Origin of the sequence: Kiloniella litopenaei, from assembly GCF_000982415.1 — a bacterium.
GTDB classification, from domain to species: Bacteria; Pseudomonadota; Alphaproteobacteria; order Kiloniellales; family Kiloniellaceae; genus Kiloniella; species Kiloniella litopenaei.
On the sequence record NZ_LANI01000004.1, the window covers coordinates 118,197 to 142,071 of the forward strand.

20 protein-coding genes are annotated in these 23,875 nt (G+C 45.8%); 16 read left to right on the plus strand and 4 right to left on the minus strand.

What is annotated here, in order from left to right; translation table 11 throughout:
• Window positions 1-33: 33 nt before the first annotated feature.
• Window positions 34-2,043, plus strand: a complete 2,010-nt coding sequence (mnmC, locus tag WH95_RS06965; protein ID WP_046504904.1) for a bifunctional tRNA (5-methylaminomethyl-2-thiouridine)(34)-methyltransferase MnmD/FAD-dependent 5-carboxymethylaminomethyl-2-thiouridine(34) oxidoreductase MnmC — start codon at window positions 34-36, stop codon at window positions 2,041-2,043.
• A 38-nt stretch (window positions 2,044-2,081) separates the two neighbouring features.
• Here mnmC and hutC read toward each other — a convergent pair whose 3' ends face one another.
• Both hutC and folE read right to left on the minus strand, forming a co-directional pair.
• On the minus strand, window positions 2,082-2,804 hold the full coding sequence (hutC, locus tag WH95_RS06970) for a histidine utilization repressor (RefSeq protein ID WP_046504908.1): 723 nt from the start codon (window positions 2,802-2,804) through the stop codon (window positions 2,082-2,084).
• Window positions 2,805-3,162: 358 nt separating this feature from the next.
• Entirely contained in the window at window positions 3,163-3,774 is a 612-nt protein-coding gene (folE, locus tag WH95_RS06975; RefSeq protein ID WP_046504911.1) for a GTP cyclohydrolase I FolE, read from the minus strand.
• A gap of 134 nt (window positions 3,775-3,908) precedes the next feature.
• On the opposite strand from folE, the gene hisI reads away from it, so the two are divergent.
• Window positions 3,909-4,301, plus strand: a complete 393-nt coding sequence (gene hisI / locus WH95_RS06980) for a phosphoribosyl-AMP cyclohydrolase (protein ID WP_455349764.1) — start codon at window positions 3,909-3,911, stop codon at window positions 4,299-4,301.
• Between the two features lie 219 nt (window positions 4,302-4,520).
• Here the strand turns inward: hisI and hutH are convergent, their stop codons facing one another.
• Together hutH and hutU are read right to left on the minus strand one after the other, a co-directional pair.
• On the minus strand, window positions 4,521-6,056 hold the full coding sequence (hutH, locus tag WH95_RS06985) for a histidine ammonia-lyase (protein ID WP_046504916.1): 1,536 nt from the start codon (window positions 6,054-6,056) through the stop codon (window positions 4,521-4,523).
• Window positions 6,053-7,717 (minus strand): urocanate hydratase, encoded by a 1,665-nt coding sequence (hutU, locus tag WH95_RS06990; RefSeq protein ID WP_046504919.1) that lies wholly within the window; start codon window positions 7,715-7,717, stop codon window positions 6,053-6,055. The genes hutH and hutU overlap by 4 nt, the downstream gene beginning before the upstream one ends.
• 160 nt (window positions 7,718-7,877) lie before the next feature.
• On the opposite strand from hutU, the gene WH95_RS06995 reads away from it, so the two are divergent.
• The 14 genes from WH95_RS06995 (at window position 7,878) to WH95_RS07060 (ending at window position 23,862) form a co-directional block, all read left to right on the plus strand.
• A complete protein-coding gene (locus WH95_RS06995; protein ID WP_046504922.1) occupies window positions 7,878-8,966 on the plus strand; it encodes an aminoglycoside phosphotransferase family protein in 1,089 nt (362 codons plus the stop codon).
• Between the two features lie 80 nt (window positions 8,967-9,046).
• Window positions 9,047-9,910 carry a pyridoxal kinase gene (pdxY, locus tag WH95_RS07000; RefSeq protein WP_052741851.1) on the plus strand — a complete coding sequence of 288 codons (864 nt, stop codon included), beginning with the start codon at window positions 9,047-9,049 and terminating at the stop codon, window positions 9,908-9,910.
• A gap of 337 nt (window positions 9,911-10,247) precedes the next feature.
• Window positions 10,248-11,699, plus strand: coding sequence for a siroheme synthase CysG (cysG, locus tag WH95_RS07005; protein WP_046504924.1), 1,452 nt, complete (start codon window positions 10,248-10,250; stop codon window positions 11,697-11,699).
• A 28-nt stretch (window positions 11,700-11,727) separates the two neighbouring features.
• Entirely contained in the window at window positions 11,728-12,042 is a 315-nt protein-coding gene (locus tag WH95_RS07010) for a DUF2849 domain-containing protein (RefSeq protein WP_052741852.1), read from the plus strand.
• 4 nt (window positions 12,043-12,046) lie between these two features.
• Window positions 12,047-13,699: a nitrite/sulfite reductase gene (locus tag WH95_RS07015; RefSeq protein ID WP_046504926.1), complete on the plus strand. Its 1,653-nt coding sequence runs from the start codon at window positions 12,047-12,049 to the stop codon at window positions 13,697-13,699.
• Window positions 13,692-14,462: a phosphoadenylyl-sulfate reductase gene (locus WH95_RS07020; protein ID WP_046504929.1), complete on the plus strand. Its 771-nt coding sequence runs from the start codon at window positions 13,692-13,694 to the stop codon at window positions 14,460-14,462. The genes WH95_RS07015 and WH95_RS07020 overlap by 8 nt, the downstream gene beginning before the upstream one ends.
• Window positions 14,463-14,552: 90 nt before the next feature.
• Window positions 14,553-15,086 carry a DUF934 domain-containing protein gene (locus WH95_RS07025; protein WP_046504932.1) on the plus strand — a complete coding sequence of 178 codons (534 nt, stop codon included), beginning with the start codon at window positions 14,553-14,555 and terminating at the stop codon, window positions 15,084-15,086.
• A gap of 49 nt (window positions 15,087-15,135) precedes the next feature.
• On the plus strand, window positions 15,136-15,492 hold the full coding sequence (fdxA, locus tag WH95_RS07030) for a ferredoxin FdxA (protein ID WP_046504934.1): 357 nt from the start codon (window positions 15,136-15,138) through the stop codon (window positions 15,490-15,492).
• A gap of 186 nt (window positions 15,493-15,678) precedes the next feature.
• Window positions 15,679-16,002: a hypothetical protein gene (locus WH95_RS07035; RefSeq protein WP_157845910.1), complete on the plus strand. Its 324-nt coding sequence runs from the start codon at window positions 15,679-15,681 to the stop codon at window positions 16,000-16,002.
• A 68-nt stretch (window positions 16,003-16,070) separates the two neighbouring features.
• A complete protein-coding gene (hrpB, locus tag WH95_RS07040) occupies window positions 16,071-18,587 on the plus strand; it encodes an ATP-dependent helicase HrpB (protein WP_046504938.1) in 2,517 nt (838 codons plus the stop codon).
• Window positions 18,588-18,705: 118 nt separating this feature from the next.
• Entirely contained in the window at window positions 18,706-19,467 is a 762-nt protein-coding gene (locus WH95_RS07045; protein WP_046504939.1) for a DeoR/GlpR family DNA-binding transcription regulator, read from the plus strand.
• 293 nt (window positions 19,468-19,760) lie between these two features.
• Window positions 19,761-20,717: an ABC transporter substrate-binding protein gene (locus WH95_RS07050; RefSeq protein WP_046504941.1), complete on the plus strand. Its 957-nt coding sequence runs from the start codon at window positions 19,761-19,763 to the stop codon at window positions 20,715-20,717.
• Window positions 20,718-20,824: 107 nt separating this feature from the next.
• Window positions 20,825-21,856: a quaternary amine ABC transporter ATP-binding protein gene (locus WH95_RS07055; RefSeq protein WP_046504944.1), complete on the plus strand. Its 1,032-nt coding sequence runs from the start codon at window positions 20,825-20,827 to the stop codon at window positions 21,854-21,856.
• Window positions 21,857-21,981: 125 nt separating this feature from the next.
• Window positions 21,982-23,862: an ABC transporter permease gene (locus WH95_RS07060; RefSeq protein ID WP_245622942.1), complete on the plus strand. Its 1,881-nt coding sequence runs from the start codon at window positions 21,982-21,984 to the stop codon at window positions 23,860-23,862.
• Window positions 23,863-23,875: the final 13 nt, after the last annotated feature.

Consider the following 23,875-nt stretch of genomic DNA (forward strand, 5'->3'; position numbering starts at 1 on the left):
TAAAAGTCATCATCTCCTTTTACGAGCTTTTGTATGACTGAATGTAATAAAGCCGAACTTGAATGGCGGGATGATTTCGTCCCGGTATCTACCAAATATGACGATGTCTATTATTCTCTGGCCAATGGGTTAGAGGAAAGTGCCTTTGTTTTTCTTGAGGGTATTGGTGGCAAAGGTCTTTGGGAAAACAAACAGAATGTTGTCATCGGAGAAACCGGGTTCGGAACGGGGTTAAACTTTTTAGTTACATGGCGGGAATGGAAAAAAACATCCGGGCCAGATCAACACTTAACTTTTGTTTCTGTTGAAGGCTTTCCACTTGATCGTGATCAGTTACATAAAGCGTTGGAACCATGGGATGGGCTTGGGGGTATTAGGGAAGCGCTAGTTAATGCTTACCCTGATCTAAGCCCCGGTTTTCATACCGTGGAGTTTGAGCAAGATAATATTACCTTAATTCTTCTTTTTGGGGATGTAAGGGATGTTTTGACCAAGTTTACCGGAAAGATTGATGCCTGGTTTCTGGATGGTTTCGCCCCAAATAAAAATCCTGATATGTGGAATGCAGAAGTTTACGAACTCTTGGCAGCAAAATCAAAGCCCGGTACAAAATTGGCCAGCTTTACAGCTGCGGGGCATGTCCGGCGTGGATTAGAGGATGCTGAATTTAGAATTGAAAAACGTAAAGGCTATGCCTTTAAACGTGAACGTATTGTTGGTGTTTTTTCTCCAGATAAAATTGATGAAAATAACGAGAGATTTCATCCGGGATCTTTACCTTGGTTTGATATTCCAAAAACAAACAGCAAACCTAAAAAAGTAGCTGTTATTGGGGCTGGAATAGTCGGTAACTGTCTGGCCTATAGTCTCTCGCGTGCGGGTGTCGAGGTTACTCTAATCGACAAAGCGTCGTCTGTTGCCGAAGGGGCATCAGGGAACCCGGCTGCGGTATTTGAGCCTAAATTAATGCGTAATGGTACGGTATTGGGGCAATATCTGGCGTCTTGTTATCTTTTTGCTTTGAGGTTTTATGAAAAACTTGCGGAGCAAACGGGGTTGGATATCTGGCATCATCAATGCGGGTCTATGGATCTGATCAGAGACGACAAAGAGATTCAGCGTCGTCAGTCTTTTGTTTCTTCCAATGTTCTTCCCGGGGATCATTTTTCTATTGTGGATGCCAATCGTGCATCTGAAATTGCGGGTATTGAGTTGGCATCACCCGGTGTTTGGTATCCGCACGCTGGGTGTCTTAATACGGCAACGCTTGCCAGGGCTTTAACTGATAAGATCGATGTCCGGCTCAATTGCAAAGTGACATCGCTGGAGCAGTTTACAGAGCAAGGAAAATGTAAATGGAAACTCTCTGTTTCAGGCAGCGGCGAAGATTTGCAGTTTGACAGTGTTGTCCTTGCCAATGCCTTTAATGTCAGGAATTTTGCTCAATCTGAAAGCCTGTCTGTCATTATGAACAGGGGACAGGTTAGCATGTGCCTTCCAAATAAGATCAGTGCTAACTTAAAAACCATTGTGAATGGCAGTGGGTATATTACGCCTGCGATTAGGGGACAGCATGTTTTTGGTGCTACTTTCGAACGGCTCTATTGCTATGATGAGGCAGAAGAAAGATCTGTTACAACAGAACGCCACGACCATAATTTGTCACTTCTAGACGAAATTGTTCCTAATCTTTCTACGCAGATAGATGCGACCGATTTGGATGGAAGAACCTCAGTTCGGGGAACAACTTTTGATCGTCTGCCGTTGGTTGGCCCGGTTTATCGCGAAGAGCAATATCGTACTGATTATGCTGGCCTGAAAAATGGTGTGAAAAGCAAGCCTCTGTGGCCACGGGGCGAGTATCATGAAAATCTGTTTTGTGCCGTAGGCTTTGGGTCCCGAGGTTTTTTGACGGCACCCTTAATGGCAAACTATCTGGTGAAATTGATAACCGGGTGTAATGCCTTGCCAATCCCGAAGGATATAAGAGATGCAATTCACCCTGCGCGTTTTTTGATGAGAGATCTCAAAAAAGGATTATAAACGGCCGATGAATGTAATGTGGTTTCTCTAACGCCACATTACCCCTGAAATGTTCCGCCCAGGCTATAGCGATCACCCGGGTGAATAAGCTTGGCATAGGTAACGGTTTTCCTCTCTGACCACGTCCGTCGTCTTAGTAACAGACATGGCGTTCCCAGCGGAATTTGCAGTAACTCAGCCTGTTTATCTTCTGGCGCAATCGCAAAAATGCTGTGCTCTGCGTTATCTAACGGCGCGGCTTTCACCAGATAGTCATAGGGGGTGATATTGCTAAAATCCTGATTTAGATAATCGGGTGCAGCGGCGGGGTTAACGAAACGATCTTCTAGTTGAATGGGGACGTCGTTTTCCTTGTGAATAATAATCGAATGGAAAACAGGTGCATTCAATTCAAGATCCATCACGCCCGCGATATGGGCAGAAGCCTTTTCCTGGGCGAGCAGAATGATGTCATTACTATACTCGCTATTACGGGATCTGACTTCTTCGGCAATACTTTTGATTGAAAGTACAGCAGATTGGGGGCGGGGTTCAGCAACAAAAGTACCAGCACCTTGAACCCGCATCAGCCAGCCATCAGCAGTCAATTCTCTCAAAGCCCTGTGAATAGTCATGCGAGACATATTTTGGCTTTGGGTCAGCTCGTTTTCGGATGGAATTTGAAAACCAGGCTTCCACTGACCGGATTGGATGTGTTCAATGATGTGCTCTTTCACCTTTTGGTAAAGAGGTACTTTTTTGTCGAGACTCCCAGCGTCCATATCGAAATTCCCACGCGGTTAAGCGTTACCTGAGGTATTTATTATTTTTTGTCGTTGTGCAATAAATGCATGTTTTTACAGTGTATTTCCAGCAAAAACTCATCTAGTTGCTGAAAATACACTGTATTTATGTCATTCGCCTACAAAAAACAATTATCAGTTATTGAATTTCGTTCGCTTATTATTTCGGCTTTCTGCTCTAAAATTGTCCAAAATCAACTAGGGAGATGTTGTTAAAGGCACTGTCCCATGCTGGGTTTTTGTTGACGCTCGTTTATTTGTAAAAGAAGCGCCAAATAGAAACAGATCCTGTCATGATCCTTCTTTATTTCGATTAGTATCTATGAGAGTTCGGGTTTCAAATTTTTGTTATTAGGTTCATAAATTCAGCTCTAGTGCGGGGGTCTTTTCTGAATAAACCTAACATACGGCTTGTGACTGTACTGGTCTCGGTTTTATGGATGCCGCGTGTCGTCATGCATTGATGTCCGGCATCAATAACAACTGCAACACCCCTCGGTTTTAGTACGCGTTCAAGGGTATCAGCAATTTGAGCTGTCAAGGTTTCCTGAGTTTGTAGGCGTTTAGCGTAAACATCTACCAAGCGAGCAAGCTTACTTATACCTACTACTCGTTTGTCAGGAATGTATGCAACATGTGCCTTACCTAAAATTGGCACAATATGGTGTTCGCAGTGCGATTCCAACCGTACGTTTTTTATGATGACCATTTCATCATAACCTTCGACTTCCTCAAATGTTCTGGCAAGTATCTCATCTGGGTTCATTCCATATCCAGCAAAGAACTCCTTATAGGCATTTATCACACGTTTAGGTGTGTCAATTAATCCTTCGCGATTAGGGTCATCACCTGCCCATGAAATAAGAGTTTTTACGGCTTGCATTGCCTCTTCACGGCTAGGGGAATTTTGATGCTCCGAGGAAACATTAGGCTTCGCTACTTTTGTCATATAATTTTACCATTGATTGATGTTTGTTATGTTATAACATATCATTATGAGGTTGATCTATTGTTGGCAACCCTGAAGTTAAGAGATTAAAGGGTAAAATATACAGAGTTCCAACTAAGCTGTGGTTACTTAAAATACGGGAGAGCGGCATGAATGCCGATATTGCAAAATTAATAAATTATAATGAAGCAGGGTTGGTTCCCGCTATTGCTCAACAGTACGATACAGGTGAAGTACTAATGCTTGCCTGGATGAATAGTGATGCTATTCAAGAAACGCTGGAAACTAACCAGGTTTGTTATTGGTCGCGCTCGCGTAAAAAACTTTGGCGTAAAGGGGAAACCTCGGGCAACTGCCAAAAGTTAATAGAATTTCGTTTTGATTGTGATGACGATACGATCTTGATGTTTGTTGATCAAACCGGACCTGCTTGTCACACGGGCAGACCAAACTGTTTTTATCATTCGGTTCAAGATGGACAAGTTTCGGTTATCAGTGAACCGCTTAAAGAAAACATACAAAGCTAAAACTAATTTTGCTTGTTTAGAACAACCTTTAATGATGCCTTATCTTATTTTGTTGGTGGCGAGATCGATAAATTAGGTAGAGAATTGTAATTTTCAACTTCATTGTGGTTCGATTTATTGTTGATGATAGTCCCTAATTCAGTGGAGTTGGGCGGATGTTATAGCCCCTTTGAAAGGAGCTATAACATCAATGACTAACAATTACAGTTTACAAGTAATTTATTGTTCTAGACTTGGCAGAAAGTCAGCTTTTGATATGTTGTTGAAAGTTCCATCCCAAACCAGATTTTCTGCAGATTCCAAGTCATCCGCAAAATAGCGATCCTGTTCAAAGAAGGCTACGTCTTTACGGAGCCTTGCCATAACTTTCTCCAGTGTCGGAGAGGTCTTCAACGGCTTGAGGAAATCAATACCTTGGGCTGCTGATAAAAGCTCAACTGCTAACACACCTGCTGTATTTTTTGCCATGTCTGACAAACGCCTTGCGGCAAAGGTCGCCATGGAAACATGGTCTTCCTGGTTTGCTGATGTTGGCAGGCTGTCAACACAGGCGGGATGGGCAAGAGATTTATTCTCTGATGCCAGGGCCGCAGCGGTAACTTGCGCAATCATAAAGCCAGAGTTGAGACCGCTTCCTGCAACGAGGAATGGGGGCAGGCCGGACATGGAGCTGTCCATCAAGAGTGCAATACGACGTTCTGACAGAGCACCCATTTCCGAAATAGCAAGGGCGAGAACGTCAGATGCCATGGCTACGGGTTCTGCATGGAAGTTACCGCCTGAAAGAATGTCACCTTCTTTTGTGAAAACCAATGGGTTATCAGATACGGCATTGGCTTCACGTTCAAAAATTGTCGCTGCAAAACGGAGGTGATCAAGGCAAGCACCTAATACTTGAGGCTGACAACGTAGTGAATAAGGATCTTGTACCTTTTCGCAATCAGCGTGGCTGTCTTTAATAGGGCTGGCATTCAGGATGTCTCTGAAAACTTCAGCGACATCGGCCTGACCAATCTGTCCTCGGGCTTCTTGGATACGCGGGTCAAATGGTACATGCGATCCTTTTGCTGCTTCAACGCTCATAGAGCCTGCAACGGTGCTCGCTATCATCAGGTTCTCAGCACGGAATAAACCGACAAGAGCAAGTGCAGTTGAAACTTGAGTTCCGTTTAACAAAGCCAAACCTTCTTTGGGGCCTAGCACCTTTGGTTTTAAGCCAATGCGCTCCAGCCCTTCCTTGGCAGACATAATTTCACCTTTGTACCGGGCTTTTCCTGCACCGATTATCAAAGACGACATATGGGCGAGAGGCGCTAGATCACCAGAGGCTCCAACGGATCCTTTTGAAGGGATACAAGGATAAAGACCTTCGTTGTAGAAGGTGATCAGGTAATCAAGAACTTCCTGTCTGATGCCTGAAAATCCTTGCGCAAGTGACGTCACTTTAAGTGCAAGAATAAGGCGTACAACTTCATCATCAAGCAACGGTCCCATACCCGTTGCGTGAGACAGGACAAGGTTGCTCTGTAATTCTTCCAGCTGTTCGTCATCAATCCGGGTTGAAGCAAGGCGCCCAAACCCGGTGTTGATACCATAAACGGTTCTGCCATCTCTCAGCACATCGCGAACGGTTTCTGTTGATGCCGCAATTTGTGCTTTGCAAGCCGGATCCAGCTCGATTTTGACATTGTCAAATGTCAGAGACCGAAGGGTCGCGAGTGTTAATTGACGGGGTGTCAGGACCAGTGATTTCATTTATCTGACTCCATAGGAAGGTCGAGATTGTTATCCCGAGCACATTTTTTAGCAATTTCGTATCCGGCATCTGCATGACGCATAACACCTGTTGCGGGATCATTCCAGAGAACGCGTCCCAATCGTTTGTCCGCTGCTTCTGTGCCATCGGCACAGATTACCACGCCAGAATGTTGCGAGAAGCCCATGCCGACACCTCCGCCGTGATGAAGGGATACCCAGGTTGCTCCACCGGCTGTGTTCAACAAGGCGTTGAGCAAAGGCCAGTCTGAGACTGCATCCGATCCGTCCATCATACTTTCTGTTTCACGGTTCGGGCTGGCAACGGATCCTGAATCCAGATGGTCGCGCCCGATAACGACGGGGGCTTTAAGTTCGCCATTGCGAACCATTTCGTTAAAGGCGAGGCCTAGTTTATGGCGTTGCCCCAATCCAACCCAGCAAATACGGGATGGCAGGCCTTGGAAATGAATGCGTTCACGCGCCATGTCCAGCCAGTTGTGCAGATGCGGGTCATCCGGGATAAGTTCTTTGACTTTCTGATCCGTTTTATAAATATCCTCTGGATCACCGGAAAGTGCAGCCCAACGGAATGGTCCGATACCCCGACAAAAGAGAGGACGGATATAGGCAGGGACAAAACCGGGGAAATCAAATGCGTTCTCAACACCTTCTTCCAGCGCCATTTGGCGGATGTTGTTACCGTAATCAACTGTGGGGATGCCCTGTGCGTGGAAATCAAGCATGGCTTGGACCTGAACTGCCATGGATTTCTTTGCCGCAGTTGTGGTCCCTTTGGGATCTTTTTGAGATCGTTCAACATACTCACCCCAAGTCCAACCTTGTGGGAGGTAACCGTTCAGGGGATCATGTGCGGATGTTTGATCCGTTACAATATCCGGGCGTACGCCACGTTTGACAAGTTCCGGGAAGATATCTGCTGCATTGCCAAGCAAACCAACCGAGATAGCCTTTTTGTTGGCGACGGCATCGTTGATGATGTTAAGTGCTTCATCAAGGTCACTGCATTTTTTATCCAGATAACCGGTGCGGATACGCATATCAATGCGGTCTTCCTGACACTCGACTGCCAGCATAGAAGCCCCAGCCATTGTGGCGGAAAGAGGTTGGGCACCGCCCATACCGCCGAGGCCACCCGTGAGGATCCAGCGACCGGAGAGGTCACCGTTATAGTGTTGGCGTCCGGCTTCTACAAAAGTTTCGTACGTACCCTGAACAATACCTTGGCTGCCGATATAGATCCATGATCCTGCGGTCATTTGGCCGTACATCATCAAGCCTGCTTTATCCAGCTTGTTGAAGTGCTCCCAGTTTGCCCAGTTTGGTACAAGGTTAGAGTTGGCAATAAGAACACGAGGGGCATCTGGATGCGTCGGGAAAATGCCAACGGGCTTGCCGGATTGTACAAGAAGCGTCTGATCGTCTTTGAGTTTTTTCAGGCTTTCGACGATTTTATCGTAACATTCCCAGTTTCGGGCTGCGCGGCCAATTCCGCCATAAACCACCAGTTCTTCAGGGTGTTCGGCGACATCTGGATCCAGATTATTCATCAACATTCTAAGCGGTGCTTCACTTAGCCAGCTTTCACATGAAAGTTCTGGGCCGTGCGGGGCGCGGATTGTGCGTGTGTTCTTTTTCATTTGTCCAACTTTCCGACTCAGGAATATGTATATACAAAATAACTTGTCTATACATCTTGTCAATATCCTGAATGGTACATCTGCTGTTTTTCCTTTTCTCTTTTGGATATAAGGTGAAAAGCTATTGAGAATATGTGTGTTTTGTTAAGTGGAGTTATTGGTGAACATTACCGCCGATCAAAGAGAACAACAGAGAATCGCTTTTATAAAGAATGCAGGTTGGGAAGGTGCGGCCGTCGAGGCTTTGCCTGTTGATGCTTCTGCACGGTGCTATTTCAGGTTAACCAAAGGACGTGAGACAAGAATTGTTATGGACGCACCGCCGGGGATTGCGGAACCTGTCGCCGTATTCGCGCAGGTCGGGCGTCATTTATTCTCCTGTGGGGTTTCCACACCTGTTATCCATCATGAGGATATTGAGAACGGCTTTCTGTTATTGGAAGATTTTGGCGATAAGACCTATGCAAAGCTTTTGAAAGCAGGGTGGGATGAAGAAAAGCTCTATGAACTTGCCGTTGATGTGCTGGTTACAATGCATTCATCCCAAAAGCTGGCTCAAATTGATATGCCGCCCTATGATCTGGCTTTTTTAATAAAAGAAGCGCTCATAATGGCAGACTGGTATATACCAAGCGTAAAGGGCGAAGCCTTGTCTGTTGAGGCACGACAAGATTATGTATCTGCTTGGTGCCAGGTTTTTAAGTCCCTTCCAGAGTTACCTATAACGTTGGTTTTGCGGGATTTTCATATTGATAATCTTATGATTCTGGATGGGCGCGAGGGGGTTGCATCATGCGGCCTTTTGGATTTCCAGACGGCTGTACTTGGGGCTGCGCCTTATGATCTGATGTCGCTGGTGGAAGATGCCCGCCGTGATATTGACGATGGTTTGAGGATAAGAATGATCAATCGTTATCTCAAGGCGATGGAAATAGACAGAGAAAGCGACGAAGGGCAGACGTTTATGTCCTGGTATTATGTGCTTTCTGCGCAGCGCCATGCCAAGGTGCTCGGGCTATTTACCCGTCTCTATTCGAGGGATCAAAAGGATGCCTATTTAAAACATGTAAAACGAGTTAGCAGTTTGATGAGTATCTCATTGCAAAATGATATTTTAAAACCTGTAAAGAGCTGGTTTGACACATACTTCCCTGATTATGTGGTTGAGCTTGAGTCTCAAACTATTGATCAAGAAAAGGTTCTGAGGTCAGCTACTTTAACGGAAGGTTATCCTGTCTCGCTCTCTTGATTGTGTCTGAAGAGAACTCTGGGAGAAATACTTTTAGTAAGTCAACGGGTGACTGTTGAATGGATGTAAGGGAAATAGCCATGCCATCAATTATTTCTGCCCAGTCTCATGTCTGCTATGGGCATGTTGGAAATTCTGCAGCGGCATTCCCTATGCAAAAGCTTGGGGTCTCTGTTCATTCTGTTCCAACGACAATTCTATCTAACCATCCTGCACACTCTAGCTTTTATGGGCAAGCTGTCGAGTGTGAGCTGTTACAAGATCTCTTTTTCGGGCTGGAAGAACGGGGGGCTTTTCACGGAAGTGCAGGATTTCAGAGTGGTTACCTTGCGACACAGGATAATGGAAATGTCATTGAGAAAGCCGTTAAGCGATTTAAAATTTGTAATCCCCAGGGGATATATTGTCTGGACCCGGTTATGGGGGATGTTGGAAAAGGTTTTTTTGTGCAGGCGGGAATACCAGAGTTAATTGCGCAAAACTTATTGCCGCTAGCTGATATTATAACGCCGAATAAATTTGAGTTTGATTATCTTGCTGCAACGAGCTGTCAGAGACCGGTTTGTCAAAGCCATGGTGATATGGTCGCTACTGCCCGAAAGCTCATGGATGATTTTGCTCTACGCTGCGTGGTGATTACTTCTGCTGATTTTGGCAACGAAGACACAACACATACGTTGGTGGTTCGTCCAAATGATGCAATGTTGTTCTCCACGCCATTTATACAAAACGGCCCTTCGGGGACGGGGGATCTTTTCACCGGCATGTTGATGGCCAGAATACTTCTGGGGCAAGATGAGATTGATGCTGCCGAGCTATCTTTGAATGCTGTGTATTCCATAATAAAGCATACTGTGGTGTCTGGTTTGAAGGAACTGGATATAATCACACATCAAAACTGTATTATTGATGTTGGCGATGAAATTACACGAAATAAAGTGTAGATATGAAAATAATTTTTTCTGGCGGATTTATATTTTTCTTGCTTGAAAGGGGGCTAAAGACCTTTTCTTGTAGAATAGGTTTTTGTTCAAAAAGTCACATATTTTCAAGTAATGTATTGAAATTGTTGATATAAATCATTTTGAACAAAAAATAGAACCTTATTTTTTTAGGTATCTCACTTATTAGTTTTATATTTTACTTATTTTTAGTGTTGAAATTTAAAAAATTTCATTTTTACTTGTAATTTTTTCAAAACGTGTCATCTATTCACTGTGAGTTAATGTAATTGAGAAAATAATTTCTCCAAATTATGTGTAAAATGGATGTGAGGGTGTCATGGATCACTTTCCGATTTTCCTGTCTCTTAAGGGGCAGAAAGTTGTTTTGGTTGGTGGCGGCGACTTAGCTGCAAGGAAACTGCGTCTGCTTCGTAAGGCTGATGCAGCAGTAACTGTGATCGCACCTTCACTCTGTCCTGAGATTGAAGAGCTCGTTGCGCAGGCTGAGATTGATCATGTCGGGCGCAAGTTCCTGAATGACGACGTTACGGGGGCAAGCCTTGTGTTTGCGGCAACCGATATCGAAGAGATTGATGCGGCAGTTGCACAGGCTGCGCGGGCACAGGGTATCAAGGTTAATGCCGTAGATCGCCCGGAGCTGTCTGATTTCATTATGCCTGCAATTGTTGATCGTTCTCCGATTGTTATTGGTATTTCCAGTGGTGGTTCTGCGCCAATTCTTGCCCGTAACCTACGCGAGAAGATCGAAGGTATGTTGCCGCCGGCACTCGGGCGCCTCGCATCTTTTGCGGATAGTTTTCGCGGGGCTGTAAAAGGCACGATTTCTAGTGGTAATGAGCGCAGAAAGTTTTGGGAAAATTTCTTTGATGGCCCTATCGCTGAATCTGTTCTTTCCGGGCGTGAGGTTTCTGCTCGCGAGAATATGCTGGGGCTGATTAATCGGAACTGGAAACAGGAAAATGCCGATGGGCATGTTGCCATCGTAGGTGCTGGCCCCGGTGATCCGGACCTTCTTACCTTTCGCGCGATGAGATTTATGCAACAGGCTGATGTCGTTGTATATGACCGACTGATTAGCGATGAAATTCTGGATTATGTACGCCGCGATGCCGATCGTATTTATGTCGGCAAAGCGCCGGGACAGCACAGTCATAGCCAGGACGAGATTAATGACATCCTTGTTCGCGAAGCACGCAAAGGACTGCGTGTCGTTCGTCTGAAAGGTGGCGACCCGTTTGTCTTTGGTCGTGGCGGAGAAGAAATGGATGTCCTGCAATCTGCGGGAATTGAAGTTGATGTTGTGCCGGGTATTACGGCTGCAGTCGGCTGTGCCGCGGCATCGGGTATCCCCTTAACCCATCGCAAGCATGCATCAATGGTGACTTTTGTTACCGGGCAGGCGGGTGATGATATGACGGCTGCTGATTGGTCAGGGTTGGTCAACAGTCGTCAAACGCTGGTCTTTTATATGGGGCTGAAAAATGCCGGGCAAATTTCTGATCGCTTGATTAAACACGGCCAGGATCCAAAGACCCCAATCGCGATCATCGAGAATGGAACGCGTGTTGATCAAAGGGTTCTTCCCGGACAGCTTTTTGAGGCTGCTGAGATGGTTCAGCGGCATCAGGTTACAGGCCCTTCATTGATCGTTGTGGGATCAGTCGCGGCCTATGCCGATAGATCGGATTTACAGCAGATTACAAATGCTGCGTTGGAAAATAAAAATACGGCTTCCTTTTTGAATGAAGTCGCCGTTGCCGCTCAATAAACGGTACGTTTTGGAGAGAGTAAAGAAAATGTCATTGCAAATTATGACTGCGAACAGACTGCTGGGTGGTGGTGTTGTCTATTTGGGTGAAAATCAAGAATGGACAGATCATTTTGCCGCGGCAAAGGCCGTCGAAGATAATGATGGCGCAGAAGCGTTATTGGCCGAGGCAGAAAAGGCCGAAGCAAATCAGCTTATTGTTGGTCCTTACCTGATTAAAGTTGAGCGAAGTGACACCGGGCTTCAGCCGCTTTCAGTCAAGGAAGGTATCCGGGCGAAAGGCCCAACCGTTGAGTATGGCCACGGCAGCAAGGCCAACTCTCTCGGACAAGCGAAGGAATAACGACATGTATCGCTATGACGAATTTGACTATGACTTTGTTCAACAACGTGTTGCACAGTTTGGTGATCAGGTCGAACGCCGTATTGAAGGTGACTTGACGGAAGATCAATTCAAACCTTTGCGGTTGATGAATGGCCTTTATTTACAGCTCCACGCCTATATGCTCCGCGTTGCTATTCCCTATGGAACTTTCAATTCGGCGCAAATGCGTAAACTGGCCCATATTGCCCGCAAGTACGACCGCGGCTATGGTCACTTTACAACGCGTCAAAACATTCAATATAACTGGCCTGTGCTTAAGGATGTTCCAACCATCCTCAAAGAGCTTGCCGAAGTAGAGATGCATGCGATCCAGACCAGTGGTAACTGCATAAGAAACACGACATCTGATCAGTACGCAGGGGCTGCCGCAGACGAGATCGAAGATCCGCGTGTATACTGTGAGATCATTCGTCAGTGGTCTTCGTTGCACCCGGAATTCACTTTCTTGCCTCGTAAATTCAAGGTTGCTGTGACAGGCGCAACAACTGACCGTGCTGCGATCCGTGTTCACGACATTGGCTTGGCGATTGTTAAAAATGATGATGGTGAAGTCGGCTTTGAAGTTCATGTTGGTGGCGGTCAGGGGCGTACGCCAATGATTGGCAAGGTTGTTCGTGAATTCCTGCCTAAAGAACACCTGTTATCTTATCTTGAAGCCATTTTGCGTGTGTATAACCAGATCGGTCGCCGCGATAACAAATACAAAGCCCGTATCAAAATACTGGTGCATGAAACAGGTATTGATGAAATCCGTCGCCTGGTCGAAGAAGAGTGGAACCGGATCAAGGATACGGCCTTGAATCTGCCGTTGGAAGAAGTTGATCGCATTAACGATTACTTTGCGCCACCGGCTTTTGAGACACTGGATGCGACATCCCGTTCGTTTGAGGTTAAACGCTTTGAAGATCGCGGCTTTGCAACCTGGGTTCGTGCCAACGTTGTAGCACATAAAAAGCCGGGCTATGCCATTGCGAATATCTCTTTGAAGCCTGAAGGCGAAGCGCCGGGTGATATCACTGATGATCAAATGGAAGTCGTTGCAGATCTGGCCGAAAAGTACAGCTTTGATGAAATTCGGGCGACACATGAACAAAACCTTGTTTTGCCACATGTAAAGCTTGATGACCTGTATGATGTGTTCCTTGGTTTACAGGAAGCAGGCTTGGCAACGGGTAATCTGGGTTTGATTTCCGATATGATCGTCTGCCCCGGGCTGGACTATTGCGCCCTTGCAAATGCACGATCAATCCCGGTTGCTCAGGCCATTAGCAAACGTTTTGCTGATATTGAACGCCAATACGATATCGGGGAACTAAAGCTAAAGATTTCCGGGTGTATCAATGCCTGTGGTCATCACCATGTGGGACACATTGGTATTCTGGGCGTCGATCGTAAAGGCGAAGAATATTACCAGATTACCTTGGGTGGAAATGCCAACGAAAATGCTGCGATAGGCAAGATCATCGGGCCGTCATTTGCCTATGATAAAATTGTCGATGCTGTGGAGACTGTGGTGAACACCTATCTCGAAATCCGTGACAGTGCCGAGGAGAGCTTCCTTGATGCTTATAACCGGGTTGGCATGGCTCCGTTCAAGGAAAGACTTTATGCTTAAGGCATCGACCTTGTTACCAAAAGAAGGAAGCGCACGAGAGCGTCTTGAGACGACTAAATCCCGCGCAGCAGAATTGCTGGACAGTGTTCGGAATTTGTCGACCCATGATGCGCTTGTCCGTTTGATTGAAGATGAATTTAAAGGCCGTGTTGCACTTGTCTCTTCTTTTGGGACAGAGTCAGCCATCCTTTTGCATCTGGTTGCCCAGGTCAATCCAAACACGCCTGTCATTTTTATGGATACAGGAAAGCTGTTTGGTGAAACCCATCGGTATCGGCGTCAGTTGACTGAGTTTCTTGGGCTTACTGATGTGCGTCAGATTTTACCCGAAGAAGCGAAAGTTTCTGAAAAGGATCCCAAAGGTATTCTTTGGAATCAGGATACGGATATGTGTTGCTGGGTGCGTAAGGTTGAACCGATGAACCGTGCGCTTGATGACCTTGATGCCTGGATTTCCGGCCGCAAAAGGTTCCAGTCTGTCACACGAGCCAAGTTGGAACTTGTCGAGGCAGAAGGGTCCCGAATCAAAATCAATCCGCTTGCCTATTGGGAACGCGACGAGATTACAGCTTATTTCAATAAGTATAATCTGCCGCGGCACCCGTTGGAAGCTGATGGTTATCCCTCTGTCGGCTGTATGCCTTGTACGGATCGGGTTGAACCGGGTGAAGATCCACGCAGCGGGCGCTGGAAAAATCAGGATAAAACCGAATGCGGTATTCATTTCCTTGATACAGGTGCTGCAAGAAACAAAACAGCATAAGCTTTATGGTTTTTGTTGGACGAAATTTTAACCTAGCCGAAGCTGGAGAAAGTTCTTGGTTCGGCAGATTGAAGAGAAAAGAGAAGTAAAATGCCGCTCATAAAAGATGGTCGTCAGATTGCTGATACATGGACCAAGTTGGATGATGAAGTCGAAGTTCCTGCCGGGGCGTCAATTATTGTATCCCTTGATCGCTGGCAGAATGAAAAAGAGACTTTGATTGGGCTTGGCCTTGAACTTGGCGTTTTGCTCGAAAGTAATCAATCGCCAGAATTGATCGAAGATGATTTAGATAAGCTCTCTTTGGTCGCCTTGAATTTTCCGGCTTTTGGTGACGGTAGAGCCTATTCCTATGCACGCGTTCTAAAAGAGCGTTACGGGTTTGAGGGTGAAGTCAGAGCTGTCGGTGATGTGTTGTATGATCAGATCCAGCTTATGCAACGTTGTGGTTTTGATACCCTTGAAATCGAAAGTGAGGCGACGCTTCGTTCTTTGAACCGGAATAAATCTGCGGATGTGAATGTGTTTTACCAGCCGACAGGTGATGGTGAAGCAACGGCGTCTTCTTTGCGTAAACGCTTGATTGAAAGCCATAAAGAGCTTGGTTACGACAAAGCGTCTTAATTTTATTTTGTCAGTCATTTGCATTTTTGGCTGATCACTGGAGTACGTTATGACCTATGTCGTTGCGGATAATTGCATTAAATGCAAATACATGGATTGCGTCGAAGTTTGCCCAGTAGATTGTTTCTACGAGGGGGAAAATACGCTTGTCATTCACCCTGATGAATGTATCGATTGCGGGGTTTGTGAGCCGGAATGCCCTGCGGAAGCAATCTTGCCGGATACAGATCCTGAAGCTGAAAAGTGGTTGGAAATGAATACCAAGTATGCCGAGATCTGGCCCAATATTACTGAGCAGGGGCAGCCACCCGCGGATGCTGATGAATTCAACGGCATGCCCGGGAAATACGAAAAGTTTTTCAGCCCGAACCCGGGTGGTCAGGAAGCAGAGAAAAAAGCTAGCTAAAGTTTTGTTTCAGTCTGTTAGTTATGAGGGGCATCCTGTCGGGTGCCCCTTTGTGTTTCTTGTTTATGGAAAGCAGTAAGAGAAATAAGGCATTATTGGTTCCTTTACCATTCTGGGATATCAAGAATAATATAGCCGTACGAAATGTGTGGTTTCCTTATGCCTAGAAGCCACGGAATTCTTGATATGATAAATATGTTAAACAAAGCATTTCTTCCACTGATTATCGGAGGGATTATCAGTGGAGTCCTTTGGACCAATCCGGTTTTGGCTGAGTGTCAAAAACCGGATTATGATCCACCTAAATGCACGAACCAGTATATTGAAATTCAATTTCTGGATGCCAAGGATTTTGAGAGCTGTAAAAAAGAAGTCACTTACTTTCTAGAACGTTTGGATATATGGTCGAAGTGCGTTGCCGATGAAGCGCGTCTAAAGGGTGATGAAGCTATCAAATTGTTTAATTGCAAGGTAAATGGGACTGTAAATTGTCTCGAGACTTCTGGTTAGAAGCAATGGGGGATCTTTTCTTGCCTAATCTCTAGATATCTCAGAGTTAGTGATGATATAAGCCTGACATGACTGGCTTACCCATAGATTCCGTTCTTCCTCAAATCGCTCAAAAACTTGCTGAAAACCCTTCGCTTGTGCTTCAGGCCCCTCCGGGTGCCGGTAAGACAACGGGTGTGCCTTTGCATCTTTTAGGATCAGATTGGCTTGGCGATAATAAAATAATTATGCTTGAGCCAAGGCGATTGGCTGCACGAACAGCTGCGACCCGAATGGCAGATTTGTTGGGTGAAGATCCGGGGGAGACGGTTGGCTATCGTATTCGTTTGGAGACAAAGGTCAGTGCCCGAACCAAAATCGAAGTTGTTACAGAGGGTGTTTTAACCCGGATGTTACAAAGCGATCCTGAACTATCAGGCGTGGGACTGGTTATCTTTGATGAGTTTCACGAACGAAGTTTGCAAGCCGATTTAGGGCTTGCACTTTGTTTGGAAGTTCAGGCTGCACTTCGGGACGATCTCAGGCTTTTGGTGATGTCGGCGACTTTGGATGGGCAGGCTGTCTCGCGCCTTATGGATGAAGCACCTGTTATTACCAGTGAGGGGCGGAGCTTTCCCGTTGATATAAGGTACGGACGGGAAACTCAGCGCAAGAATATCCCGTTTGATATGGCTGACAAGATAGAAGATGTTCTTCGGGAAGAAGAAGGGAGTATTCTTGCTTTTCTGCCGGGTGTTGGTGAAATTAAGCGGGTTGAAAGCCTCTTAAAGGCAAAACAGGGGATAACAGGCGTGGATGTCTATCCTCTCTATGGTGATTTGCCTATGGCGAAACAGCGAAAAGCCATTGAACCTGCCGGGAATGGTAAACGCAAAGTTGTTTTGGCTACTTCTATCGCTGAGACAAGTTTAACCATTGATGGCATTAAAATAATTGTTGATTGCGGTTTTCGGCGCAGTCCCCGATTTGATCCGTCATCTGGCTTGACTAGACTGGAAACTATTCGTGTTTCAAGGGCATCAGCAGACCAAAGAGCTGGTCGCGCCGGGCGATTGGAACCGGGTATTTGTTATCGTTTGTGGCCTGAAGCTCAAAACGGGGCCTTGGCATTACAGGACAAACCTGAAATTCAAGATGCTGATCTCTCTTCGCTCGTGCTTGAGCTTTTGAATTGGGGGACGAGTGATCCTGAAGATTTAAGTTGGTGCACGGTTCCCCCCCGGGCCGCATGGAAACAGGCAATGGAGTTGCTCCGGTCCTTGGGGGCTATAGATCATAGTGATCATATTACGGATCACGGCAAAAAAATGTCTGGGCTTCCGGTTCACCCCAGACTTGCTCATATGCTTGTAACCGGCAAGAAAGAGGACGCTGGGTGGCTTGCCTGTATTATTGCGGCGTTATTAACCGAAAGAGATATTTTTCAACAGGGTACAAGTAAAACACCGACCGATCTTTTGGTGCGTATTGGTGCCTTTACATCAAAATCGGATGATAAAGGCTTTCGGTTAGATTCTTACCGCGTGAAACAGGTTAAACGCACAGCAGAACAATATGCCAGAGCGTTGGGTGTAAAACCGGCTAAAGAATTCGATACAGCCTTTGCCGGAGGGCTTGTCTCGCTTGCCTATCCTGATCGTATTGGAAAGCTGCGTAAAAGTGCTGTGGGGCGTTTTAAACTTTCTGGCGGTAAAGGCGCAGAAGTGGACGAGCTTGATCCATTGGCATCAAAACCTTACCTCGTTATGACCGAGATTGGGGGCGCTGGGGCTTCTGCCCGTGTTTATCAGGCAATTGAGGCGTCAGAAAATCAAATTCGGAAGTTTCATGCCAAAAGCATTGTGTCCCAAGACCGGGTACGTTTGGATGATTTAAAAGGCGTTTTCTTGGGCGAGAAGGTCGAACGCATTGGCGAAGTCATTTTAAAGGCAATACGTGTTAAAGAGCCCGATCAGGACGTAATCAAACAGGAAATCCTGACGTTGGTTCGCGGCAAAGGCATCGCGCTTCTTGAGCCTGATGCTGACTTTGAGCATTTGTGTCGTCGGGTTATTTCAGCTGGTGTATTAGCAGAGAAGGGGGATTGGCCCGATTTTTCTGAAGCCGGGTTAATTTCTACTCTTGAAAGCTGGCTGTCACCCTATCTGGATGAGGTTACCACGCTGAAAGCACTACAGTCATTGAACCTTAAAGACATTCTGCTTTCATTTCTGGATTGGGATAAACGTCAGTTTCTTGATAAAAATTTTCCAGAGCGTATAGAGCTTCCAACCGGCAATAGAGCGCGGGTTAATTATGTTGATCCCAAGTTGCCCATTCTCGAGGTCAGACTGCAGGAACTTTTTGGATTATCGGTCACTCCCTCAATTTTTGGCGGGCGTATTCCATTACGTCTTCATCTATTATCACCCGCAAGACGTCCATTGCAGGTAACCAGTGATTTGGCAGGTTTTTGGGCGAATACTTATCATGATGTGAAAAAGGATATGAAGGGTCGGTATCCCCGTCATTATTGGCCTGATGACCCTTTAATCGCTGAGCCAACATCCAAAACCAAAAAGAATATGAATAAGGCGCGCCGTTGATTGACTTCAATTCAAGAGTTCAGTGGCTTATTGAGTAAAGTATTCCGGATGTCAAAAATTTGATTTTTGAAACGAATTATCTTATTTCTTGGATAATTGAGAGAGGGTAATCAGTTTTATGCATTCAACAACAAGACAAAAAGAGATCTTGAAAGCAGTCCGGCATAAGGGGCTTTGTACAATCCTTGAGCTTGCCGATCAGTTTTCAGTATCTGACGAGACCATCAGGCGTGATGTCAAGCCAATGGTTAGTGCTGGGCTTGTTGAGAAGGTGCATGGTGGTATTGTTATTCCTGACGAAGGACACGAGCCTCCCTTTCAATACAGGATGGTTGAAAACCACGAGGCAAAACAACGCATTGGTTTTGAACTTTCCAAGATAATACAAAGCGGTGATTCCTTAATTCTGGATACGGGAAGTACAACCGCTATTGCAGCGCATGCATTACAAGAGCACTCAAATCTGTTGGTCGTCACCAATTCTGTCGAAACTGCACGGGCTCTGGCAACGCGTAACGGGAACAGGGTTTATATTGCTGGTGGAGAATTGCGCGCAGATGATGCTGCTGCTTTTGGACCTTCGGCCATTGCGTTTATTAAGCAGTTTGATGTGAAGTATGCCGTCTTGTCATTGGGGGGGGTGGACCCAGTTAAGGGATTAATGGTTGATCATCTGGAAGAAGCCGAGTTTTCACGCACGGTGATGGAACAGGCACAGAAAACAATTGTTGTGGTTGATCAAAGTAAGTTCAATCGCTCTCGTTTGGTTAAAGTTGCGCCTTTGGATGTTATCGATGTGTTAATTACTGACGGAGAACCTGACCCTGATTTGGCCGCCTGCCTTCGCAATGCGGAAGTAGAAGTGATCGTGACAGGCTAAGTATTTTCTTTGTTTTGTAATAGTTTTCAGCCGAAAGTTTTCAGCCGAAAATTATCAAAAAATTATAGATTTAAAACCTAGGCAGTCTGGATTATTCCAGACTGCCTTTTTTTGTGTGACGTTGGTTAAGTCCTATTAAATCCACAATATTGTTTGGAGCAAGAGGTGAATCGAAAGGAGATGTTGTTTTTGTGTTGACTTGTGATGATATATGTTGATATTTTTGGATATTAAAGGTGTTTATGTATCCAAAATAAATAAAAAAACTCGAAATCCTTACAGGGAGTAGGTTTATGATTAAAACATCGCGGTTTGCATTGGCTTTATTGGGAAGTCTTGCACTGTCAAATATTTCAACAACTGCCTCTTTTGCAGATGTTGAATCGAATGATCCTATCAAGCTAACGTTACATGATTGGACTGGGCAGCTTCTGACAACCAAAATTATGGGGTCAGTGCTTCAAGAAGCTGGTTATAACATTGAATATGTACAGGCTGACTATATTGCTCAGTTTGCCGGACTTAAAGAAGGTGATCTTCATGTCGCAATGGAGATATGGGAAACCACAGGTCGCGAAGCAATGGATGAAGCTACAGCGACGGGTAAGGTTGAAAACCTAGGTGAAACAGGAATGCAGGCCATCGAAGAGTGGTGGTATCCTTCTTATATGAAAGAAGTATGTCCAGGCTTGCCGAATTGGGAAGCTCTGAATGACTGTGCGGAAGAGTTTTCAACCCCGGAGACTGCACCTAAAGGGCGCTATCTCGGTGCGCCAGTAACATGGGGTGGCTTTGACGATGAGCGCGTTGAAGCGCTTGAAATGGACTTTGAAGTCATTCATGCGGGTACCGATGCTGCTCTTTTTGCTGAGCTGGAATCTGCTTATCAAAGAAAAGCGCCTATTGTGTTGTGGGTTTATGCTCCTCACTGGGCGCCTGCAAAGTTCGAAGGCGAATGGGTTGAATTTCCCAAGTATACTGCGGAATGTTACAATGATCCTGCGTGGGGGTCTAACGAAGATTCTGCTTATGACTGTGGTAAGCCCACAGGGCCAGTTTGGAAGGTTGCTTGGTCAGGTTTGAAGGATAAGTGGCCTGGTGCGCACAAAGCAATTGAAGGCTTTAACATTTCCAACGATGAAATGTCGCAGATGATTGTTGAGGTTGATCTCGATGGCAAGGATATGGATGCCGTTGTGAGTAACTGGGTCGACGCAAATAAAGACCGTTGGGCATCTTGGATTAAATAGGATGCTGATTTGCTCGGGGAAGGGGAATCTTTTGTCCTGCGCCCCGGTGTCCCCGAGCAGTCATTAAATATCGGAATATAAACTGTATTAGTATAGGTCCTGTGGGTATGAGCTCATCAGTTAAATTGTCGTGCCGTGGTGTCTGGAAAATTTTTGGTCCTGACGCAAAGAATTTCCTCGCCAAACATAATGGCAAACCTAAATCTCGTGATTTGAAGGCGGCAAACCTTGTTGGCGGTGTCCGGGACGTTAATATAGATATTCATTCTGGTGAAATTTTTGTCATCATGGGGTTGTCTGGTTCTGGTAAATCAACCCTTGTTCGGTGTTTATCGCGATTGGTCGAGCCTACTGATGGCGAAATTCTGTTTGATGGACAGGATCTGCTAAAAGCCAGTGATGATGAAATGATCGAGATCCGCCGCCATAAAATGGGGATGGTTTTTCAGCATTTCGCGCTTCTTCCGCACCGTACTGTTCTGGGAAATGTGGCATTTCCTCTGGAGATACAGGGGATCTCTAAAGCAGAGAGAGAGCAAAAAGCGTTCGAGATCATCGAGCTTGTGGGGTTATCTGGGCGGGAAAATTACTACCCCCGTGAACTTTCTGGTGGACAGCAGCAACGTGTAGGTATTGCTCGTTCTCTTGCTGTGGAACCTGAAATCTGGTTTTTGGATGAACCTTTCTCTGCGCTCGACCCCCTTATTCGCCGTGAGATGCAGGACGAGTTTATTCGCCTGCAAAATGTTCTGAAGAAAACCATTGTTTTCATCACCCATGACTTTGATGAAGCTATTCGTCTTGCTGATCGAATTGCGATTATGAAAGACGGCAAGGTGATACAAATTGGAACGCCAGAGGATTTGGTTATGAACCCGGCGACAGATTATGTTGCTGAATTTACACAACATATACCAAGGGCTAAAGTTCTTACAGCCGGTTTGTTGAAAGATAGTTTTGATGCATCAGTTGCCACGGCCGGATCTGTTTCTCATGATACTGTTATTGCCGATATCGCCGATGATATAGAGCAATCTGATAAGCCATTTACAGTTACTTCAACCCAAGGAACACCAATCGGTCTTTTGGACCGAAAAAGAGTTATGGATGTCCTAGTGGGGCGCGAGGTATCGTTGTGATCACCGCAATGAAGAACAGGGTTCTGGATATCCAGTCCTTTAAATCAGCAAAAATATTTTGGATATTGGCGCTGTTTGTCTCAGTTTTTTTATATCTTGAAGGCAAGGGATTGTTGCCGAAGTGGATGTTTAAGGTGCCACGCAAATCCCAAATCCCTGTTAAAAATTATATCTCTGACTTCATGGATTGGTTGGTTGAAGAGGCCAATTTGGGCTTTTTCACCTTCAAGGAGTTAACACGCGGAATTTCGACCTTACTGGACATTCCCCTGTCTTTTGCCACCAGTCTCTTTTCTTCCGGATTTATGGAGGGGCAGGGGTCGCAGGCAATTCAAGTTCTTCCGCCATTGTCGTGGATTGCAGTGATTGCAGCAGTAATCGCAATGGGACATTTCGCAAAGGATTGGAAACTTGCTGGGTTTATTGGGGGATGTTTTCTTTATCTGGCTGTTTTCGGCCAGTGGGATAGTGCGATGGTTACTTTGGCATCTATCGTCATTGCTGTTCCTTTTGGTGTCTTTGGCGGGTTGTTGTTGGCCATAGGTGCTTATCGTTTTCCATGGTTCGAGAAAACAATCTCGCCTGTTCTGGATTTGATGCAAACGATCCCTGTTTTTGCCTATCTGGTTCCGATCCTGTTTTTGTTCGGGTTCGGCCCTGTAGCGGCAATGATTGCCACGATCATTTATGCGATGCCGCCAATGACACGTATTGCCATTATGTCATTAAGAGGCGTGCCAAGCGAGATCGTTGATTTTGGGAACATGGCCGGGTGTACCAAGCGGCAACTGATGTGGAAAGTACTTGTTCCTTCTGCTGCTCCAGGCCTTATGGTTGGTGTTAATCAGGTAATTATGTTGTCTTTGAATATGGTCATCATTGCTTCGATGATCGGGGCAGGTGGGCTTGGTTACGACGTGTTGTCATCCCTTCGCCGACTGGATATTGGCGGTGGTCTGGAAGCTGGTGTTGGTATCGTCGTTTTGGCCATTGCACTGGATCGTTTGAGTCAGGCTTTTGCAACCAGAACAGAAGCTGTGCATTTGGACGGGCATTTGAATTTTGTCAAACGTCATCCATGGCTTTTGACTGTATCGACTATCGTTTTGTTAACCTTGGTACTGGGAATATTTGTCCCAGCAATCCAAAGTTATCCTAAGTCTTTAGAGCTAGGTGTTGGTACATCGCTTGCCGAGTTCGTGGCATGGATTAATGTTAACTTCTTTGATGCTCTGGAAAGCTATAAGACCTTCGTCTTGGTTTATTTCATGGTGCCTGTGAAACTGGTGTTGTTGAAAATGCCCTGGATCTGGACCATCCTTTTGCTCTGTGTCGCTGCGTGGCAGTTAGGGGGCAAGAAACTGTTTTTTCTCACGCTTTTGTTGAGCCTGTTTATTGTCGCAACAGGGATGTGGGAAAAAGCAATGATCACTGTATACCTCTGTGGTGTGTCGGTTGTGATTGCATGTTTGATCGGTATTCCAATCGGCATTGCTGCGGCGGAAAATGATCGGATGGGACGTGTTGTTCAGGTGGTTATTGATACGCTTCAAACATTACCAAGTTTTGTTTATCTGATCCCTGTTGTCATGCTTTTCCGTGTGGGTGATTTCTCGGCAATGGTAGCTGTTGTTCTCTATGCAATTGCACCAGCTATTCGTTACACGATCCATGGAATACAGCAAATTCCATCGGCCTTGATCGAGGCTGGTATAACATCAGGATGCACGCGGCGCCAACTCCTTTGGAAGATCAAGCTTCCACTCGCTCTTCCCGAAATTCTGTTGGGACTTAATCAGACAATAATGCTTGCCCTTTCCATGTTGGTTATCACCGCATTGGTTGGAACACGGGATTTGGGACAAGAAGTTTATATCGCGCTGACCAAGGCAGATACCGGGCGCGGACTTGTTGCCGGTCTCTCTATTGCCTTCATAGCCATTATTGCAGATCGCATGATTGCTGCTGGCTCTCGTAAAGCAAAAAAACGCCTGGGATTGGGCTAGGGATAGGAAACCC

Excerpts from the sequence above, each read along its gene's own strand:
- mnmC (WP_046504904.1), top strand. The coding sequence starts at position 34 with ATGACTGAATGTAATAAAGCCGAACTTGAATGGCGGGATGATTTCGTC.
- hutC (WP_046504908.1), bottom strand. The coding sequence starts at position 2,804 with ATGGACGCTGGGAGTCTCGACAAAAAAGTACCTCTTTACCAAAAGGTG.
- folE (WP_046504911.1), bottom strand. The coding sequence starts at position 3,774 with ATGACAAAAGTAGCGAAGCCTAATGTTTCCTCGGAGCATCAAAATTCC.
- hutH (WP_046504916.1), bottom strand. The coding sequence starts at position 6,056 with ATGAAATCACTGGTCCTGACACCCCGTCAATTAACACTCGCGACCCTT.
- hutU (WP_046504919.1), bottom strand. The coding sequence starts at position 7,717 with ATGAAAAAGAACACACGCACAATCCGCGCCCCGCACGGCCCAGAACTT.
- pdxY (WP_052741851.1), top strand. The coding sequence starts at position 9,047 with ATGCCATCAATTATTTCTGCCCAGTCTCATGTCTGCTATGGGCATGTT.
- cysG (WP_046504924.1), top strand. The coding sequence starts at position 10,248 with ATGGATCACTTTCCGATTTTCCTGTCTCTTAAGGGGCAGAAAGTTGTT.
- WH95_RS07010 (WP_052741852.1), top strand. The coding sequence starts at position 11,728 with ATGTCATTGCAAATTATGACTGCGAACAGACTGCTGGGTGGTGGTGTT.
- WH95_RS07015 (WP_046504926.1), top strand. The coding sequence starts at position 12,047 with ATGTATCGCTATGACGAATTTGACTATGACTTTGTTCAACAACGTGTT.
- WH95_RS07020 (WP_046504929.1), top strand. The coding sequence starts at position 13,692 with ATGCTTAAGGCATCGACCTTGTTACCAAAAGAAGGAAGCGCACGAGAG.
- WH95_RS07025 (WP_046504932.1), top strand. The coding sequence starts at position 14,553 with ATGCCGCTCATAAAAGATGGTCGTCAGATTGCTGATACATGGACCAAG.
- fdxA (WP_046504934.1), top strand. The coding sequence starts at position 15,136 with ATGACCTATGTCGTTGCGGATAATTGCATTAAATGCAAATACATGGAT.
- WH95_RS07035 (WP_157845910.1), top strand. The coding sequence starts at position 15,679 with ATGATAAATATGTTAAACAAAGCATTTCTTCCACTGATTATCGGAGGG.
- hrpB (WP_046504938.1), top strand. The coding sequence starts at position 16,071 with ATGACTGGCTTACCCATAGATTCCGTTCTTCCTCAAATCGCTCAAAAA.
- WH95_RS07045 (WP_046504939.1), top strand. The coding sequence starts at position 18,706 with ATGCATTCAACAACAAGACAAAAAGAGATCTTGAAAGCAGTCCGGCAT.
- WH95_RS07050 (WP_046504941.1), top strand. The coding sequence starts at position 19,761 with ATGATTAAAACATCGCGGTTTGCATTGGCTTTATTGGGAAGTCTTGCA.
- WH95_RS07055 (WP_046504944.1), top strand. The coding sequence starts at position 20,825 with ATGAGCTCATCAGTTAAATTGTCGTGCCGTGGTGTCTGGAAAATTTTT.
- WH95_RS07060 (WP_245622942.1), top strand. The coding sequence starts at position 21,982 with ATGTTTAAGGTGCCACGCAAATCCCAAATCCCTGTTAAAAATTATATC.